General features: G+C 46.2%; 16 protein-coding genes, 2 rRNA genes and 1 pseudogene. 10 read left to right on the forward strand and 9 right to left on the reverse strand.

All coding sequences use genetic code 11. The annotated features are described in order from the left end of the window. From KT99_RS22315 to istB, 4 genes and pseudogenes are all read left to right on the forward strand, one after another. Nucleotides 1-341, forward strand: a 23S ribosomal RNA gene (locus KT99_RS22315); the annotation flags it as partial. A 207-nt stretch (nt 342-548) separates the two neighbouring features. Then, nucleotides 549-664: ribosomal RNA gene (gene rrf, locus KT99_RS11345) — 5S ribosomal RNA — on the forward strand. An 803-nt stretch (nt 665-1,467) separates the two neighbouring features. Further along, nucleotides 1,468-2,697, forward strand: a complete 1,230-nt coding sequence (istA, locus tag KT99_RS11350) for an IS21 family transposase (RefSeq protein ID WP_005500119.1) — start codon at nt 1,468-1,470, stop codon at nt 2,695-2,697. A gap of 47 nt (nt 2,698-2,744) precedes the next feature. After that, a pseudogene (gene istB / locus KT99_RS11355) lies at nt 2,745-3,512 on the forward strand (IS21-like element helper ATPase IstB). Nucleotides 3,513-3,567: 55 nt separating this feature from the next. Here istB and KT99_RS11360 read toward each other — a convergent pair. From KT99_RS11360 to KT99_RS22035, 4 genes are all read right to left on the reverse strand, one after another. Further along, complete coding sequence (locus KT99_RS11360; RefSeq protein ID WP_198402022.1) at nt 3,568-3,858, reverse strand: helix-turn-helix domain-containing protein; 291 nt, start codon at nt 3,856-3,858, stop codon at nt 3,568-3,570. A gap of 226 nt (nt 3,859-4,084) precedes the next feature. Continuing rightward, nucleotides 4,085-4,276, reverse strand: a complete 192-nt coding sequence (locus KT99_RS22320) for a hypothetical protein (protein ID WP_050774351.1) — start codon at nt 4,274-4,276, stop codon at nt 4,085-4,087. Nucleotides 4,277-4,428: 152 nt separating this feature from the next. Then, nucleotides 4,429-4,878: a methyl-accepting chemotaxis protein gene (locus tag KT99_RS22030; protein WP_005500128.1), complete on the reverse strand. Its 450-nt coding sequence runs from the start codon at nt 4,876-4,878 to the stop codon at nt 4,429-4,431. A gap of 38 nt (nt 4,879-4,916) precedes the next feature. Beyond that, complete coding sequence (locus KT99_RS22035) at nt 4,917-5,489, reverse strand: Cache 3/Cache 2 fusion domain-containing protein (protein WP_005500129.1); 573 nt, start codon at nt 5,487-5,489, stop codon at nt 4,917-4,919. A 33-nt stretch (nt 5,490-5,522) separates the two neighbouring features. On the opposite strand from KT99_RS22035, the gene KT99_RS11370 reads away from it, so the two are divergent. Continuing rightward, on the forward strand, nt 5,523-6,506 hold the full coding sequence (locus tag KT99_RS11370) for an IS30 family transposase (protein ID WP_005500130.1): 984 nt from the start codon (nt 5,523-5,525) through the stop codon (nt 6,504-6,506). On the opposite strand, the gene KT99_RS11375 is transcribed toward KT99_RS11370, so the two are convergent. From KT99_RS11375 to KT99_RS23710, 3 genes are all read right to left on the reverse strand, one after another. Continuing rightward, complete coding sequence (locus KT99_RS11375) at nt 6,499-7,035, reverse strand: PDC sensor domain-containing protein (RefSeq protein ID WP_005500131.1); 537 nt, start codon at nt 7,033-7,035, stop codon at nt 6,499-6,501. The two genes, KT99_RS11370 and KT99_RS11375, sit on opposite strands and share 8 nt — an antisense overlap. Nucleotides 7,036-7,175: 140 nt before the next feature. Beyond that, a complete protein-coding gene (locus KT99_RS11380; protein ID WP_040571905.1) occupies nt 7,176-7,487 on the reverse strand; it encodes a hypothetical protein in 312 nt (103 codons plus the stop codon). 554 nt (nt 7,488-8,041) lie between these two features. Then, nucleotides 8,042-8,299, reverse strand: coding sequence for a hypothetical protein (locus tag KT99_RS23710; protein WP_005500133.1), 258 nt, complete (start codon nt 8,297-8,299; stop codon nt 8,042-8,044). A gap of 244 nt (nt 8,300-8,543) precedes the next feature. Here KT99_RS23710 and dbpA point away from each other — a divergent pair, with 244 nt between their 5' ends. Continuing rightward, the gene (gene dbpA, locus KT99_RS11390) at nt 8,544-9,920 is read left to right on the forward strand and encodes an ATP-dependent RNA helicase DbpA (RefSeq protein WP_005500134.1); all 1,377 of its coding nucleotides are present in this window, start codon (nt 8,544-8,546) and stop codon (nt 9,918-9,920) included. Between the two features lie 14 nt (nt 9,921-9,934). Here dbpA and KT99_RS11395 read toward each other — a convergent pair whose 3' ends face one another. Both KT99_RS11395 and KT99_RS11400 read right to left on the reverse strand, forming a co-directional pair. Next, nucleotides 9,935-10,177, reverse strand: coding sequence for a hypothetical protein (locus KT99_RS11395; protein WP_005500135.1), 243 nt, complete (start codon nt 10,175-10,177; stop codon nt 9,935-9,937). A 431-nt stretch (nt 10,178-10,608) separates the two neighbouring features. Then, nucleotides 10,609-12,048 (reverse strand): DEAD/DEAH box helicase, encoded by a 1,440-nt coding sequence (locus KT99_RS11400; protein WP_040571906.1) that lies wholly within the window; start codon nt 12,046-12,048, stop codon nt 10,609-10,611. A gap of 221 nt (nt 12,049-12,269) precedes the next feature. On the opposite strand from KT99_RS11400, the gene KT99_RS11405 reads away from it, so the two are divergent. From KT99_RS11405 to cydC, 4 genes are all read left to right on the forward strand, one after another. Next, nucleotides 12,270-12,479, forward strand: a complete 210-nt coding sequence (locus KT99_RS11405; protein WP_040571911.1) for a DUF3565 domain-containing protein — start codon at nt 12,270-12,272, stop codon at nt 12,477-12,479. A 79-nt stretch (nt 12,480-12,558) separates the two neighbouring features. Beyond that, nucleotides 12,559-12,918, forward strand: coding sequence for a DUF3622 domain-containing protein (locus KT99_RS11410; protein WP_005500139.1), 360 nt, complete (start codon nt 12,559-12,561; stop codon nt 12,916-12,918). A gap of 348 nt (nt 12,919-13,266) precedes the next feature. Then, nucleotides 13,267-15,072: a heme ABC transporter permease/ATP-binding protein CydD gene (gene cydD, locus KT99_RS11415; protein WP_005500141.1), complete on the forward strand. Its 1,806-nt coding sequence runs from the start codon at nt 13,267-13,269 to the stop codon at nt 15,070-15,072. Further along, entirely contained in the window at nt 15,069-16,862 is a 1,794-nt protein-coding gene (gene cydC, locus KT99_RS11420) for a heme ABC transporter ATP-binding protein/permease CydC (protein WP_005500142.1), read from the forward strand. The genes cydD and cydC overlap by 4 nt, the downstream gene beginning before the upstream one ends. Nucleotides 16,863-16,899 lie beyond the last annotated feature (37 nt).

Consider the following 16,899-nt stretch of genomic DNA (forward strand, 5'->3'; position numbering starts at 1 on the left):
TAAGTGGTACGCGAGCTGGGTTCAGAACGTCGTGAGACAGTTCGGTCCCTATCTGCCGTGGGCGTTGGATGATTGAAGGAAGCTGCTCCTAGTACGAGAGGACCGGAGTGGACGAACCGCTGGTGTTCGGGTTGTTATGCCAATAGCATTGCCCGGTAGCTACGTTCGGAATCGATAACCGCTGAAAGCATCTAAGCGGGAAGCGAGTCCTAAGATGAGTCATCCCTAGGGATTTAATTCCTCTAAAGAGCCGTTCGAGACTAGGACGTTGATAGGCAGGGTGTGTAAGTGCTGTGAGGCATTGAGCTAACCTGTACTAATGACTCGTGAGGCTTAACCATACAACCCAGATGGGTTTACTCTTGTTAAGAGAGAAGTATGTGGTTAATGAGTGATTACTTTACAAGCACAAAAGAATACCGACTTGATTTAAGTTGAACCAATTATTGCTTTTATTTAAAGCTGTTTAAAAGACTTTTTAAATAGCCAGCTTTCTAAATTCTTTTACCTTTAGCTTTTTGAAAAGCTGAAAGTAATCGCAAAATTAGTCTGGAAACCATAGCATTGTGGCCCCACCTGAATCCATCTCGAACTCAGAAGTGAAACGCAATTGCGCCGATGGTAGTGTGGGGTCTCCCCATGTGAGAGTAGGTCATTTCCAGGCGCTCATTAAGTGAAAAAGCCACCTGAATAAGGTGGCTTTTTTGCGTCTGGGATTTAATAAAGTGTTGGCTGTTTAGCTCGAGCTTATCAGTACAGATATCAGGTGACTTATCCACTTAGGATGGCATGAATGCCTACCCCCGATGTCGCCCCGCCGCTGAGCGGACTCTCCCGCTACGAAACGAAGTTTCTCCGCGTTCAATTAGGGCTGAATACTGCGTATTCAAAGCGCCGTAATTTCACCCCCATGTGTCCACTTCGTGGATCGAGTAGGTCATTTCCAGGCGCTCATTAAGTGAAAAAGCCACCTGAATAAGGTGGCTTTTTTGCGTCTGGGATTTAATAAAGTGTTGGCTGTTTAGCTCGAGCTTATCAGTACAGATATCAGGTGACTTATCCACTTAGGAAGGCATGAATGCCTACCCCCGATGTCGCCCCGCCGCTGAGCGGACTCTCCCGCTACGAAACGAAGTTTCTCCGCGTTCAATTAGGGCTGAATACTGCGTATTCAAAGCGCCGTAATTTCACCCCCATGTGTCCACTTCGTGGATCGAGTAGGTCATTTCCAGGGGGGTAATACCAATCTGGAAAATTAACTGGTCATATTCGCCCAATCCCTAGAACACATTTTTGTCACTCTTTCTGCACTCTCGGTGAAAGTGTTCCAGGCTTCACAAACACTATCAACAATGTCTATTAGGCGACAATTAACTTGTCCGGTTTTGGTCATCTTTAGGCATACATAATTCTTGAGAGATTTATATGCCTGGAAAACCCATAAACCAACTACAGGTTAACCTATATATGTCTTATCGTAATAAACCTAAACAGACTCAATCATCTGCTGCGGCAAAGGCGGGGTTTTCTTCCCGTTCAGCTAGACGAATTGATGCTAGCCAACACAACACCAGCAAATTACCACGTCAATACGCGACCAGAAAAGATCCTCTTAATGGTCTTTTCGAGCAGCATGTTGTGCCGTTGCTTGAAAAAGAACCCTCACTGCAGCCCATTACATTATTCGAAAAACTAGAGGAAATCGCACCGGGGCAATTGGAGCGCTCACAGCTACGCACTTTACAACGCCGAATTAAGACATGGCGCGTCATACACGGGCCTGAGCAAGGCGTCATTTTCAGGCAGAAACATACGCCGGGGGCAATGGGCATTTCTGACTACACTTGGGCCAACGAGCTAAATATAACCCTCGCTGGCAACACATTTAAGCACAAGCTTTATCATTACCGTTTGGTGTTCAGTGGCTGGACCTATGTCGAGGTTGTACTCGGTGGTGAAAGTTTTGAGTCACTGTCATCAGGGCTTCAAAATGCTTTTTGGCAGAGTGGTGGCGTGCCACTCACCCACCGTACAGACAGCTTAAGCGCTGCATTTAAAAACCACACCGAAGCTGAAGTTCTGACAGAACGCTACACCAAGTTATGCACACATTACGGGGTAAAAGCCACTCGAAACAACAAAGGTGTCGCCCATGAAAATGGCGCAATTGAGGGCCCTAATGGCCATCTAAAGCGTAAGATAGAGCAACAACTGTTATTACGCGACAGTCGTGATTTCACTGATTTAAAGCAATACCGAGACTTCATCAATGTCATTGTTGCAAAAATTAACCGTCAATGTCATACCGGTTATCTAGAGGAGTGCGCCTACTTGTCCTCCTTACCCGCTCGTCGAACTCATGACTTTAGTGAGCAATACGTCAAAGTGACATCCAGCAGCACGATTTCAATTAAGCGTGTGACATATTCGGTGCCATCACGACTCATTGGTGTGACATTACTGGCACACATTTTTGATGACCGTGTAGTGCTTTTCTATGGGCATGAACTCACATTAACCTTAGCGCGAATGCATACTCAAGGCGCAACTCGTGGTCGCTCAATAGATTATCATCATCATGTTATCCATGCATTGGCTAAGAAACGTAATGCTTTTAAAGCATCGCAAATCAGGGATGCTCTTATCCCTAAAGGCGGTTTTTGGCCCCGATACGATAGTTGTCCCTATCATCGATAGTCAGCAGCATAGCGTCTCAAGTTATGATGTTCTTCTAGGAGGGCAACATGGCTAGCACTCTCAGTTTACCCCTATTATTAAAAGAGTTACGACTGCCAGCGATAGCAAAGGCGTGGCCCGACATTGCCCTGAAAGCGGTGAAGGAGCAGTGGGAACCCGAGCTATTTCTCGCTCAATTATGTGAAATAGAGGCGACACATCGACAGGAAGTACGCCTAAAACGCTTACTCAAAGAAAGCCAGTTACCGATAGGGAAACAGTTGTCTCAATACGATTTCAGTGAAGTGGTCGGCATTAGCGCAGTTCAAGTTAAACGTAAGGCCAGTGAGTAGAGCTGGTTGAGACAAGGGCATAATATTTTATTATTCGGTGCGAGCGGCCTAGGTAAAACCCACATAGCAGCCGCGCTGGGTTATGCGCTTATTGAGCAATCTGTTCGTGTGAAATTCACGACAGGCACGGCGATGGTGCAGCACTTGCAGAAAGCCCGAGAAGGTTTAGGTCTGGAAGATGCACTTAAAAAACCCGATAAATATGAGCTACTCATTTTGGACGACATCGGTTATGTCAAAAAGAGTGATAGTGAAAGTCAGGTTCTATTTGAGCTCATTGCACATCGTTATGAGCGCAACAGCCTAGTGATCACAACGAACCAGGTGTTTAGTGAGTGGGACAGTATATTTGGAGACAATATGATGACAGTAGCCGTGATTGATCGACTGGTGCATCACGCAGAGATTTATCAACTTGAAGGAGAGAGTTATCGAAGAAAAGAAGCCATGAAAATAAACGGCAAAAGCGGCCAACTTAATTGACGCCTATAGGCCAAGCTAGTTGACGTCTAACATTGAGCGCTACTTGCTCTTTTTTCTATGTAGTCAGCCAGTTGCGCTCGTTGTTTAGTGCTAATAAACCAGTGTGTGGTTTCTCTTGTAAGCCTGCTAGGCCTTCTGTTAAATAGACATGTACCCACTTGTTGACACTGGTTCTACTCACTTTTAAAAATTGAGCAATTTGAGTCTGAGACTTTCCATCTTGAAAATGAGCGAGTGCAAGTAAGCGCATCTTCATTTGAATGGATGTCTGGCTACGAGCAAGAGCATTGAAATCTGTATTTTTAAAATTATCCATGAATACAAATGAAGAAGATATGATGATCACAATTAGATCATATTTTTACTTAGAATGGTATTACATCCTTGTGAGTCAACGAGGAGGATTTATCCGCAGCCGGGTCATTGGAAGGCGCCTTGGTTGCAGGTTAAAATTTTGCGCGAAGTGTGTCTTTTCCAGTTCAGCGACTGCATTGTTTCTCGCTACAAAGCATCTGAAAGGACAAGGCCACCACTAGAATTGGATGGCTGATATTCTTGCTGAGCTTAGAGCCCTATATCTTGAACTTGGCTACCAGTTCGTTGAGTCGAACAGCCATATCTCTCAGGTTGCCACAGTCTAATGATGTTTGCTGGACCGCTTGGCTGCTGGTACTGGAGATATCTGCGATTGCGGTGACATGCGGGCTTATCTCACCAACTACGTTTGATTGTTCCCCCGTGGCCGTGGTGATCTGGATGCTCATTTCGTTCATCACCTCGATATTTTTTGAGATGCTTTGTAGGTGTTCACCAGAAATAGTCGCCTCAGCCTGACTATTATTGCTTAGCTCTGTGCTTCTTTCGATAGCCTCTACCGCATCATGGGTCTTGGCTTGTAGCTTCTCGATAATGCCTTTTATCTCTTCTGTGAAGCCAGAGTCCTGACTTCATCTGCAACTACGGCAAAGCCTCTACCTTGCTCACCCGCTCTAGCGGCTTCGATAGCTGCATTGAGGGCGAGTAGGTTAGTTTGCTCTGACACGGCGCGGATAACTTCCAGCACTGTATCGATTGAATTAGCATCTTCTGCGAGCTGGCTGATGGTTCGGCTGGTGTTGAGTAATTGCTCACTCATGGTAGAAACGCTTGAAATCGTTTTCTGTACCGACCTGTTACCTTGTACGACAGCCTCTGCGGCTGTTTGTGCATTTTCTGCCGCGTTATTTGCGCTGCTGGCAATCTCCTCTGCTGTCATTCCCATTTCGTGAATTGCAGTGGCAATTTGTTCTATTTTACTGACTTGATCTGTGATGTCTCCCTCCATGTGTTTTGCTTGGTTATCTATCCTCTCAACGGCCTCATACAAGTCATGTCCCGTTGCTGATACACTCCTTAGGGTGCTACTCAGGTAGCTGACAAATTTGTTGTAACTCCTGCCATGTCACCTACTTCATCATGCCTAGAGTCATCCAAGCGTAATGTGAGGTCTCCTTCACCGTCTCCTATAGCTGCCAGCATGTTAGCTAGTTCACTGAAGGGGGAGATTAAGCGATTGATTAACCAGGCACTGATGACCATGAATAGGATAGCGATAATTAGCCCCATCACAGCCACAGACTTGGTGGCTCGATTCAAGGCGCCAAAAATCTCATCATGGGGAACTTGTGCGATAAGATACCAGCCAATTTCCGGTAAGTAGCGACTGGCAACTAACATATCTGTGCCGGCATCTTGATATTCTGTGGTTGAAAATGCTTGTTTTTGTAAGAGTGAATCAGAATCAATATACCCCAGATTCTTGATATTTTTGCCAATGTTACCTGTGTCCGGATGCAGCTTTATTATCCCTTGCTCATCAGTAAGGAAGACGATGCCATTAGTGCCTATCTTGTACTGTTTTATGTTGGTAGCTAAGCGCTGGAGTAATACAATAAGTGCAACAGGCTGAAATTTGAATAGTGAGCCAGCTGAAGGCACAATCTAAGCTCTCACACAAAAATTAAGTCCGTTATGAATAAACTCAACGAACAGTACCGACAGCTAACTCAAGAGCCACGATACCAGATTTCAGCCCTTCGTAAAACAGGGATGGGACTGAGAGGCATTGCCAAAGAGATCGGGGTACATTACAGCACTGTTAGTCGGGAGCTGAATAGAAATTCACCCCCTAATGGATACTCAGGTGCTGAGGCTCACCCGCTGAGTGATATACGGAAACGAACATCCTTAAAAGCGAACAAACGTCATAGCCACACAGATGACATCATCCGTGGCTCCGTCATTTTAGGCTGGTCTCCAGAGACTGTTAGTCTGCGAATGACGGTTGAAAGTAAAGTCACAGAGACGCTTAGCCATACGACGATCTACCGACGTATTGAAGAGAATAGGTTGCAAGGTGGTCACCTGTACCGTCAGCTGCCCAGGTTTGGTAAAACACGGTGGAAGGGTGGGAAACGTAATAAAAAAGCGGGAGTTAGGCTAATTCATGATCGAGTCGATATTACAGAGCGGCCTGATATTGTGGATGCGCGGACGCGATTAGGTGATTGGGAAGGAGACACGGTACACGGGCAGAGTGCCCACCTTGTGACACTCGTCGATCGCACAAGCCGCTTTACGCTAGCCAAACGTGTATTTAGCAAAACGAAAGAAGAAGTTGGCGATGCAATGATTGCTCTGCTGAAAACCGCTCACACGGTAAAGACAGTGACGTTAGATAATGGCGGTGAATTTGCAGGTCACGTTCGAGTGTCAAAGGCAACAGGTGCAGATATGTACTTTGCCAAGCCTTATGCCAGTTGGCAACGAGGAACCAATGAGAATACCAATGGTCGGATCAGGCGTTTTTGGCCAAAAAAATTCGATATGGGCAAACTGACAGATGATGAAATTGAAAGAAGGATCTTGCTACTTAATTTCACGCCAAGAAAAGTATTAGGTGGCCTCACTCCATTTGAGGTCTATATGGGACAGGGTGTTGCACTTATTACTTGAATCCAGCGCTAGCCAAGGATAACCCAACCCCAGTTACTGCGCTGGGTCTACCGTCGACTCTCATTAGGTAATTGATGAAGAGGGTTGGGATCTGATTACTTTCATCGATATCTAAACTCAGTTCGTAATCTTTGCCACTGGCCATAAAATTATAAAACCACTGATCCTTTGGATCTGATTTTGAGATGGTCTTAGCTAATCCATTTGCAGAGAAGTAACGTCCACTCTCGGATGAGACTAGAAAGGCTGTTATTGTGTCGAAATTCTGTTTAATATTTTTCAGGTAACGTATGATTTTTTGATGATTATCAGCCTTGTCACCTGAGCGAATCACATCCTGGTAATCGACGTTGTTGGCCATGACTTTTGCAATAGTAATTGGCATCAGCAACTGGGCATCTATGTCGTTAGCGACCTCTCCAAGGACAGCTGGGAGTTCCCTGTCTAAGGTGATCTCTAAGATTATCGAGTGACTGCTACTGAGTGAGTAGACGCTGATGATCAATATAGACAGAACGACAGAGACCAAAGTAGTGGCACTACCTTGCGGCGGATATTCAGTTTCAACATTTCAAGCTCTCCTATGCTGCTATAAGCATATGCTTATATGTTATTTAGACTGGTTTTAATAAAGTGCCGAAGGATTTGGTCCTATTGTTATAACTTTGCTTAATCACTGAATCCTTCATGCAGAAATAGATGTTTGGTTTGGTTAAATTTAGACTCATTGGCAGTGATGAAGTCTATGGCGAGATGGTATTTCTCTAGACGAAATTTTTCTTGTTTAGCGATTTCGTATTCATTCATAACTATGTTCATCGCCTCTTGAGTCCACTCAGGTTCACCGAGGCCAATATCATTATCATCAGGATCGTAGTTAGTCACCATCCAGCTCTGAAGTTGATCTGAGGTTATCTTCTGCTCTCCCCAAGTCTTAATTACATTGAGAAGCTGCTGTTTAGTGATATTTGGTTTAGTCATGAGATTTTCCATTTGTAAAAATATTTAAGAAATGGATAATAACTCAATTCAATCTGAATTCGGGGTAAGAAATTGAACTAAAAGCCCTCTTTGTGATTAGCGGTTTTGAGTAAAATAGATTTAATCACGGGCAGTGCAGATGATAATTTAGTGGATGTGTTTTATGATGTCGATGTTTTTTTGTTGTTTTTATCAACAGTGAGATCTAGAGCGTATAGCCGATTGCAGCCATAAATCCAATATTTAGGTCTGTTATAAATGATGAATTCCACGGTATTAAGCATCATCAGGCTCGCGAGTCGCAGAAAATTACCATGGACTAACCTCGTTTCCCAAGAACTAGTCTGATGGTTCAGTTTCTAATTCCTATATACATAGTTGATGGCTTAACACTCGATCAATAAAGCTATGACTTTCCTGGTACATCTAGCCATTAACGCGTAACACTCGCTCAACCTCTGGATGGCAATAATATGAATGATAGAGTCTCATCAAAACCTGAATTTCCTAAAATTTTTTAAGTAGATCCATATCTCCCTCTATACCTAAGCCTTTCATGGAATACCGAGGGAGTAGACATTAAGGATCAGTATCTCGCTGACAAGTATAGAGACATCCAATCCTATTCTGGCGGTTACTAGCAGCATATTAACAATCGGACTCGGGATTTCGACTATAGCTAAGGTGGTGACAGGAGCGCAAACCAATGTTGCTAGTGCCACCATAGAAATGATGTTAGTGACGCCAATAGCGGCGATCCTATTGTCGCGGTTATTGACATAAAAGTAGGCTCTAAGGATTTTTAGTACCATGATTGACTCCACTGATGATGCCAGTGATACGAGCAAGTTATTTCAATACTTGCTATACTCCGCCCATTATTATTAAGCCAAATTATCATCGATTTCACGGGGTGATATTTAGCTTAATAAACTCGATTTATCTCAGCGGCATATCAGTGATTTATTATTGGTAGTCGCTTTCATGACGAGTTTGTCGTCGTGATAAAAATAGGAATAGACCTTGAGCCAAGTTACCCCCAAAGCAGACACAAATATGTCATTTTCGACATTAACCTTGAAACCTGAGTTAATTGATAACCTTAAGACCATGGGTTATGACTCTATGACAGCCATTCAGGCGCAAAGTTTACCGGCTATCTTGAACGGTGAAGATGTGATTGGCCAAGGAAAAACTGGCTCGGGCAAAACCGCAGCATTCGGCTTAGGTTTATTGAATAAGTTAGATGTGAAGCGTTTTTGCATTCAGTCGCTGGTCTTGTGTCCGACTCGTGAGCTAGCCGATCAGGTAGCTAAAGAGATCCGTACTTTGGCTCGCGGCATTCACAATATCAAGGTGCTGACCTTATGTGGTGGTGTTCCTATGGGGCCGCAGATTGGCTCGCTCGAGCATGGAGCCCATATCATAGTGGGTACGCCGGGTCGTATTATAGATCACCTGTCACGTGAGCTTTTAAACCTGGAAAACGTCAACACCTTAGTGCTTGACGAAGCCGATCGAATGTTGGAAATGGGCTTCTTGCCAGATTTGGATTACATCATGGCCGAGATGCCACGTGAACGTCAGACCTTATTGTTTAGCGCCACATTCCCTAAGCAGATCCAAAAGGTAGCAGAACAGATCATGTTCGAGCCCGTGATGGTCAAGGTGGCATCAACCCATGATAGCAGCAGTATCGAACAGCATTTTTATCAGATCGACAGCAATAAGGATCGCCCAAAAGCGTTGCGCTTATTACTGCTACAGCACCGCCCTGATAGTGCGGTAGTTTTCTGTAATACCAAGCGTGAGACCAAAGAAGTGGCTGCCACATTAGCCAGTGATGGCTTCAGCGTAGTGGCACTCCATGGTGATCTGGAGCAGAGAGACAGAGATATCACCTTGATGCAGTTCGCTAACAAGAGTGCCTCTATCATGGTGGCAACAGATGTCGCCGCTCGCGGCTTGGATATTGAAGCATTGGATATGGTGATTAACTACGAATTAGCCTTCGATACCGAAGTGCATATTCACCGCATAGGTCGTACCGGCCGCGCTGGCAGCAAGGGCATGGCCTTGACCTTCTATACCTATGATGATGACTACAAGATCAAGTTGTTAGAAGAGTATCTGGAGCGTGATATTGTTAGCGAAGGTTTACCACCAGAGAATCTATTAGACACCTTTCCGACTCAGCCTAGGATGGTTACCATACAGATCGAAGGTGGTAAGAAGAACAAGGTTCGTCCCGGGGATATTCTCGGAGCACTAACGGGTGAAGATGGGATTCAGGGCTCAGAAGTTGGCAAGATAAAGATCACCGAATTTCGTTCATATGTAGCCGTTGACCGTAAAGTCGCTAAGCGTGCCCTGCATAAAATAGTCAACGGCAAGCTTAAAGGTCGCATGTATCGTGCATGGGAGATGCGCTAATCTGATAGTTGAGACTAGGTTTCAATTTTTGAAGGGGAGCGATTAAGGTCGCTCTCTTTTTTATTGCCATTAACTCCATCATGCAGGTACCACTCTCTAGCTCTATGAGTAGCGTATTTGTTCATAAGGGGGTGATCTTTACTGCGTTCCCAGGTGATGCCGCCGCGGTTATTTGCCCAGTTTTGCCAGAAGCTATCCAGACTAAGCCATTGTTGGCTCGTTACTTCCCATGCCTTAGATTGATCATTTACTAACATGAGCTGGCCGTTATGTTCGCTTTTTAGTGCTTCTTCTCATCCAGTCTCTTGGGTGAGTTTTTTGGTATCACCTGCTTGGACAGCGGCAGAGCTTCATTAGAAGCCTAGAAAGTGTTGTCCGAAAATATTGAATAAAAATGGTATAAGCGGAGGTGTAACTAATCCGCTCTTTCAAGCGCCGCTATACCTTGGTAAGTCATCTTCAATGGTCGGCATTAAAAGGCATTGCTGATACGGGATATCGGAGGGCACCGCATAAGCAGCCGCCCTCTAGCTGGCCTGTTGAATTTTGTTTCAAACGACCCTTTATATCTTGAACGCTATTGTGACGGTTCGTCTCATCTCAACTTCTGCCAATACTCAGCTATTGATTTAAAAATCATAGCATTTATCTATTGGAAAAGTCGCAATGGATATTCTACCTATGGGAATTACTTTCTGCCCCAGATGCTGCTGTCTGCAGGTTTAGAAGCGCCAGAACTCGCGCTATTGCTAGGGCGGGTTTGAGAGCCAGATCTACGGCGACTGTGACTGGCATTACTATCATTTGGCTGATGACCGCGAGCGGCTTCACCACTGCGTTGACCGTCTTTATGCTCGACCTTGCCTTGACTGCTGCGTGAGTCGCGAGAACGCGAACCCGAGTTGCCGTTACGACCATTACCGCGGTCATTGGCATTGCGTGGACCACGGTTTTGACCATGTTTTCTGTCATTGAGATCGGTTTCGGCTACAACTTGAGTAGGCACAAAACCTTCCACTTCTTTGCGTGGAATATTTTTCTTAATTAAACGTTCAATGTCCCTGAGAAGCTTGCTCTCGTCAGCACTGACTAGCGAGACTGCTTGACCACTGGCACCGGCGCGACCAGTACGGCCGATACGATGAACATAATCCTCAGGCACATTCGGCAGGTCGAAGTTAACCACGTTAGGCAGTTGGTCAATGTCGATACCACGAGCTGCGATGTCGGTTGCGACTAATACGCGAACGAGACCACTCTTGAAGTTCGCCAGCGCCTTTGTGCGTGCGCCTTGGCTCTTATTGCCATGGATAGCGGCTGCAGTGATATCTTTAGCTTCGAGATTTTTGGCGATACGGTTTGCGCCATGCTTAGTGCGGCTAAAGACTAATACCTGTTGCCAGTCATTTTGTTTGATCAGATGGATCAGCGCCGCAGTCTTCTGCTTCTGATCGACCATATAGATATATTGCTCAACGGATTTCGCCGTGGCGTTACGTGGGGTAACAGAGATCTCGACTGGATTGTTCACCAAGCCTTTAGCCAGCTTACGAATATCGTCGGAGAAGGTCGCCGAGAACATCAGGTTCTGACGTTTAGCTGGCAATGCTCTAAGAATTTTTTTGATGTCATGAATGAAGCCCATATCTAACATGCGATCGGCTTCATCGAGGACCAGCACTTCAAGTTGGTTGAAGTTCACCGCTCCTTGGTTATATAGGTCCAGTAAACGACCGGGTGTGGCGACTAATATGTCAACGCCTTTACCTAGCTTAGAAATTTGTGGACCTATGCCTACACCACCGAAAACTACTGCGGATTTAAGTGGCAGGTACTTTCCATAAGTATCGACACTCTCGGCGACTTGAGCTGCAAGCTCACGAGTCGGTGTTAATACCAGGGCGCGTACTTTTTTAGCTTGAGCACGATTGCCTCTGCTTAACAGCTCTAATAGAGGTAGAGTGAAGCCTGCGGTTTTACCTGTGCCAGTCTGGGCTGCTGCCATTACATCCTTGCCTTCGAGCACTGCGGGGATCGCTTGAGCTTGAATTGGCGTAGGTGTCTCATAGCCTTTATTGGCTACGGCTTTTAAAATCGGAGCGGATAAACCCAGGGAGGTAAAACTCATAGATTGGTCTCTTGACGCGGCTAAAACAGCGGCTTTCATGGAGCCAGATGGTCTGGCGGGCGTGCAGCTTACAGGATCCCCACTGAAAGCGCTAATTTATACCCGATATCAGCCCATAGCATAGTCGATTAAATGATGTTGTTTAAACTCTGTACGTGTTAGTCTCGCGCCCTAAACGCTCATCTTGGCTCCGCAACTTGGGCAATTGGTCTTTAGGCTCTATGAAACAGCCGATAATCTCTTATCTTAAAGATGATGAAAATCATTGGGTTGCTAAGCTTGCGTGCGGTCATAATCAGCATGTGAGACATATGCCACCTTGGGTTGTTCGTCCTTGGGTGATCACTGCCGAAGGCAGGGCGTCGATGCTTGGTCATAGGTTAGATTGCAAAAAATGTGATCTGGGTTTGCCTGAAGACGTGAATGAGTAAGTGAGCCGGAAACAAATTTTGTACTTAACGCTCGAGCCATTGGCCGGCGATAAGATTTTATCTGTAGGAAATAAGTAATATGACACAAACCAAAAAGTTCGATTTTCGCATCGTTCAAGACAAGCAAGTTTGGGCGGCCGAGATCACTCGTCGTATGACTGCGCGAAAAACTATCGTCTCAAAGCGTAAAACGGGTTTTGCGACCGAAGCCGAAGCAACTGTCTGGGGTGAGAAGGAGCTTAAATCTTTCCTCGAAAAGCTGATGCTGCGTAACGAGCGTAAGGCTAAGCAACGTGAAGAGCGTACCGAAGCCGCAGCGTCTAAAGAGCAAGCTGCTGATGCATGGCGTGATGCACGAGATGTTGCCGATGGCGAGTCTGTAGACTCAGGCTCTTTCGATGAAGACAGTGACGACTACGCGTCTGACGAGTCGAAGTAACGGGATTCAAACTTGCATATTGTCATGGTTCATTATCATGACTGATGAGAGAAAGGTCGGTGAAGCAGATGCTCACCGACCTTTTTTATATGATTCATTTTTATATAAGTCATTTTAATAAACTCATCGCCATTCACATTTACCTATTGGGTTCGTCAGCTAAATTTGGGCCTTATCTTGAGGCACATTCGCTAAGCACTGGTTCCCTCTTTTTTTGATCTAGCGCAATTTTTGTGAGTCTCTTAACATTTCCAAGCCTGCCAGTTTATTGTGCGAGCTATGCCTGCGATACTGCGTGAAATCTCACTTCCCACTATTTCATTAGAAATACAAATTTGCAGGAGCTGCATGGACAAATCGTTAGAGAAACAACTGACCTCTTGGTTGAGACAGCAGAAAAAAGCCTGTGGCTTCTATCTCAATTTGACTGTGTTGTTAGGCTTATTAACCGGATTTTCATTAATCGTTCAAGCATATCTTCTGTCGACGATACTGCATGGCATTATCATTCTCGAGCTAGACAAGTTTCACTACACTAATGAGTTTATATTCTTACTGGCGCTCATCCCAGTGCGGGCCCTGCTGGCGTTTGCCCGTGAGCGTGCGAGCTTCGAGTCGGGAAAACGACTCAGGTTACAGATCCGTAGTGCGGTTCTGGATAAACTAACCGAACTTGGCCCGGCCTTTATCAAGGGAAAGCCCGTCGGAAGCTGGGCGAGTATCGTGCTGGAGCAAGTCGAAGACCTGCACGACTTTTATGCCCGTTATCTGCCGCAAATTATCTTGGCGGGCTTCATTCCCCTGACCATTCTCATAGTGGTATTCCCGTTAAATTGGGCAGCCGGATTAATCCTGTTGACCACGGCCCCTCTCATTCCCATGTTTATGATCTTAGTCGGTATGGGCGCCGCAGACGCCAATCGTAAAAATTTCAGTGCCTTGGCTAAACTGAGTGGTCACTTCATGGACAGATTAAAGGGCTTGGCGACCCTAAAGCTTTTTAATCGAGGCGACGCCGAAGTCAAAGAGATAGAAACCGCGTCAGAAGAGTTCCGTGAAAGAACCATGTCCGTGCTGAGGATGGCCTTCTTAAGCTCCGCCGTGTTGGAGTTTTTTGCGGCCGTGTCTATCGCAGTTCTGGCGGTCTATTTTGGTTTCAATTATCTGGGGCACCTTAACTTCGGTGATTACGGTGGGGGTATCAGTCTGTTTGTCGGCTTGTTTGTACTCATGCTGGCTCCGGAGTTTTATCAGCCACTGCGCGACATGGGCACTCACTATCATGCTAAGGCCCAAGCCATTGGGGCCGCCGAAGAGTTGATGGCGCTGTTAGAATATAAGCTTGAGCCTGATGCCAGTGAAAGAAAGGCGGGTGGCATTGAATTAGACTGGCGCACTGGAGTCGAGATTATTGCCACAGATTTAACTGTGATGAGTCACGATGGGGGCCAATTAGTGGGTCCATTGAGTTTTCACCTTAAACAAGGCCAGCATGTGGCACTGGTAGGGCCGAGTGGCTCGGGTAAAACTTGTCTACTCAACGCTTTACTTGGCTTTCTGCCTTATCACGGCTCATTAAAAATCAATAATGTTGAGCTCAATGAGTTAGATAAATCTCATTACCGCAGACATCTTGCCTGGCTTGGACAAGATCCTCTGCTATTTCATGGCACTGTGCGTGACAATGTGGCTATGGCAAATCCCGATATGGGGGACGCTGAGGTGGAGGCATTATTGGCTAAGGCCATGGTGTTGGGTTTCGTCAAGGAGCAAGCCTTAGGTTTACAACATCCTATCGGTGAGCAGATGGCTGGAGTCTCTGTCGGTCAGGCCCAGCGCATCGCGTTAGCCAGGGCTTTAGGACAAGGAGCTAGCCTGTTTCTGTTAGATGAACCTACGGCAAGTTTAGATAGCCATAGCGAACAGGCGGTATTAAGTGCGCTGCGAGATGCTATGTCACAATCTTTATGCCTGATGGTGACCCATAGGCTAGATCAGCTCGATCAGATGGACTGTATTTTCGTGCTGGATGAAGGCAAGATCGTTCAGCGAGGTAGCTTAGATGAGTTGAATCGAGAACAAGGACTATTTAGGCAGATGCAACAAGATGAGTGCGAAGTAGTGACTCGTATCGATAAGGAGTCACATTCATGAAAGCCTTATTACCTTTTATCAAATTATTTAAGCATCAGTGGCTGATGATGTTCACCGGTCTAATACTGAGTATTACGACTCTGATGGCTGGTATAGGTTTACTTTCGCTTTCAGGTTGGTTCCTCTCGGCCGCTGCAGTAGCCGGATTAACCGCGGCTACTGCTATGATGTTTAACTATTTTACTCCGGCTGGTGGGGTGAGATTTTTCTCCATTGTCAGAACTGCAAGCCGTTACGGTGAGCGCTTAGCCTCCCATGAAGCCACCTTTAAACTACTGACTCAGTTGCGAACTTGGGCGTGGCGGAAGTTAATGCCCCTCAGTGCCAGCAACATGCAAGGGATAAGGCAGGGGGATCTGCTTAACAGACTCGTCGCCGATATCGATACCTTAGATCATCTCTACCTCAGGTTGATCACGCCTATGGCCGCCTCATTGCTGATGTTAGGGGCTCTCTATCTGTTCGTCTCTTGGTTCGATGCCCATCTGGCGCTGATCTTATGTGGCAGTTTACTCTCAGTATGGCTGGTTTTACCTTGGGTTTTCTATCACCTGGGGCGTAAACCCGGTGTCGAGCTTCTGGAGAGTAAACGTGTCTACCGGGTACAAGTGCTGGAGTTTGTACAGGGACTGGCTGAGATCTCCCTCTTCGGTGCCAATGAGCGCTTTAGGGCCCAGCTTGCCGAGTCTGAAGCTAGGCTTTTAGCCAGCCAGAGTGCGATGGCGACTGTCACAGCCTTGAGCCAGGCTGCACTTATTTTGTGTCATGGTTTAGTCGTCATGGCGATCCTCTATTTGGCATCATCCGGGGTCGGTGAGCATCTGCCACCTGGGCCTATGCTTGCCATGATAGTGTTTATGACTCTGGCCTGCATCGAGATGTTGATGCCAATCGCCGGCGCCTTTCAGCATCTATCTTCTTGTGTCACAGCAGCCGAGCGAGTCAATGAGCTGGTGGAGCAGGAGCCGAGCATAGTATTCAATAATGCCAGCGATATTAGCGTTCACCATGGTGAGCTGACACTCAAAGGGATCTGTTTCTCCTATGATCAAGACGCTCAAGTTGAGACTAAACAAGTGGTGCTTAGAGACATTAACCTGAGTATTAAGCCCGGTGAAAAAGTGGCCCTGCTGGGGCAGACTGGCTGTGGGAAGTCGAGCCTGCTGTCTATGATCACCCGAGAGTGGCAAGCTAGCTCAGGCAGTATCAGGCTCGATGGTGTCGAGATTGATCAATATAGTCAGCAAGCTTTGACCGATGGCATCACCCTTATGAGTCAACGTATCTATCTATTTAGCGGAACATTAAGAAGTAATTTGGCCTTAGCACAGAAACCTGTTGCTGACTTACCGACACGGGCCGAACGCAGAGTCGCACAAGCCGCTAATGATGAGATTCTGATAGGGGTATTAAATAGGGTTGGATTATCCAAGCTGACCCAAGGTGATAAGCCACTGGATATTTGGATTGGTGAGGGGGGCCGGCAGCTCTCTGGCGGTGAGCAACGTCGTATCGGAGTGGCCAGAGCCTTGCTGCGCGATGCGCCGGTATTATTACTCGATGAACCCACCGAAGGATTGGATAAGCGTACCGAGAGAGAGATATTGGCCCTGCTGTTTGAATTTGCTAAGGACAAGACCTTGCTGATGATCAGCCACAGGCTGACAGCGATGCCCCAGATGGATACTATCCATTTGATGGAAAATGGGAAGTTAAGAGCCTCAGGCTGCCATGATGATTTATTAGTGGCTGATGAATACTACGCAAGTCTCAATCATAAACTGAGTTAGTTCAAACTACTGCCAAACCTAGGTTAAGCAGAGATAA

Source organism: Shewanella benthica KT99 (genome assembly GCF_000172075.1).
Classification (GTDB): domain Bacteria; phylum Pseudomonadota; class Gammaproteobacteria; order Enterobacterales; family Shewanellaceae; genus Shewanella; species Shewanella benthica_A.

Bases quoted from the DNA above. Each gene is read 5' to 3' on its own strand.
- istA (WP_005500119.1), top strand. From the start codon at position 1,468: ATGTCTTATCGTAATAAACCTAAACAGACTCAATCATCTGCTGCGGCA.
- KT99_RS22320 (WP_050774351.1), bottom strand. From the start codon at position 4,276: ATGAGCATCCAGATCACCACGGCCACGGGGGAACAATCAAACGTAGTT.
- KT99_RS11370 (WP_005500130.1), top strand. From the start codon at position 5,523: ATGAATAAACTCAACGAACAGTACCGACAGCTAACTCAAGAGCCACGA.
- KT99_RS11380 (WP_040571905.1), bottom strand. From the start codon at position 7,487: ATGACTAAACCAAATATCACTAAACAGCAGCTTCTCAATGTAATTAAG.
- KT99_RS23710 (WP_005500133.1), bottom strand. From the start codon at position 8,299: ATGGTACTAAAAATCCTTAGAGCCTACTTTTATGTCAATAACCGCGAC.
- dbpA (WP_005500134.1), top strand. From the start codon at position 8,544: ATGTCATTTTCGACATTAACCTTGAAACCTGAGTTAATTGATAACCTT.
- KT99_RS11395 (WP_005500135.1), bottom strand. From the start codon at position 10,177: ATGTTAGTAAATGATCAATCTAAGGCATGGGAAGTAACGAGCCAACAA.
- KT99_RS11400 (WP_040571906.1), bottom strand. From the start codon at position 12,048: ATGAGTTTTACCTCCCTGGGTTTATCCGCTCCGATTTTAAAAGCCGTA.
- KT99_RS11405 (WP_040571911.1), top strand. From the start codon at position 12,270: ATGAAACAGCCGATAATCTCTTATCTTAAAGATGATGAAAATCATTGG.
- KT99_RS11410 (WP_005500139.1), top strand. From the start codon at position 12,559: ATGACACAAACCAAAAAGTTCGATTTTCGCATCGTTCAAGACAAGCAA.
- cydD (WP_005500141.1), top strand. From the start codon at position 13,267: ATGGACAAATCGTTAGAGAAACAACTGACCTCTTGGTTGAGACAGCAG.
- cydC (WP_005500142.1), top strand. From the start codon at position 15,069: ATGAAAGCCTTATTACCTTTTATCAAATTATTTAAGCATCAGTGGCTG.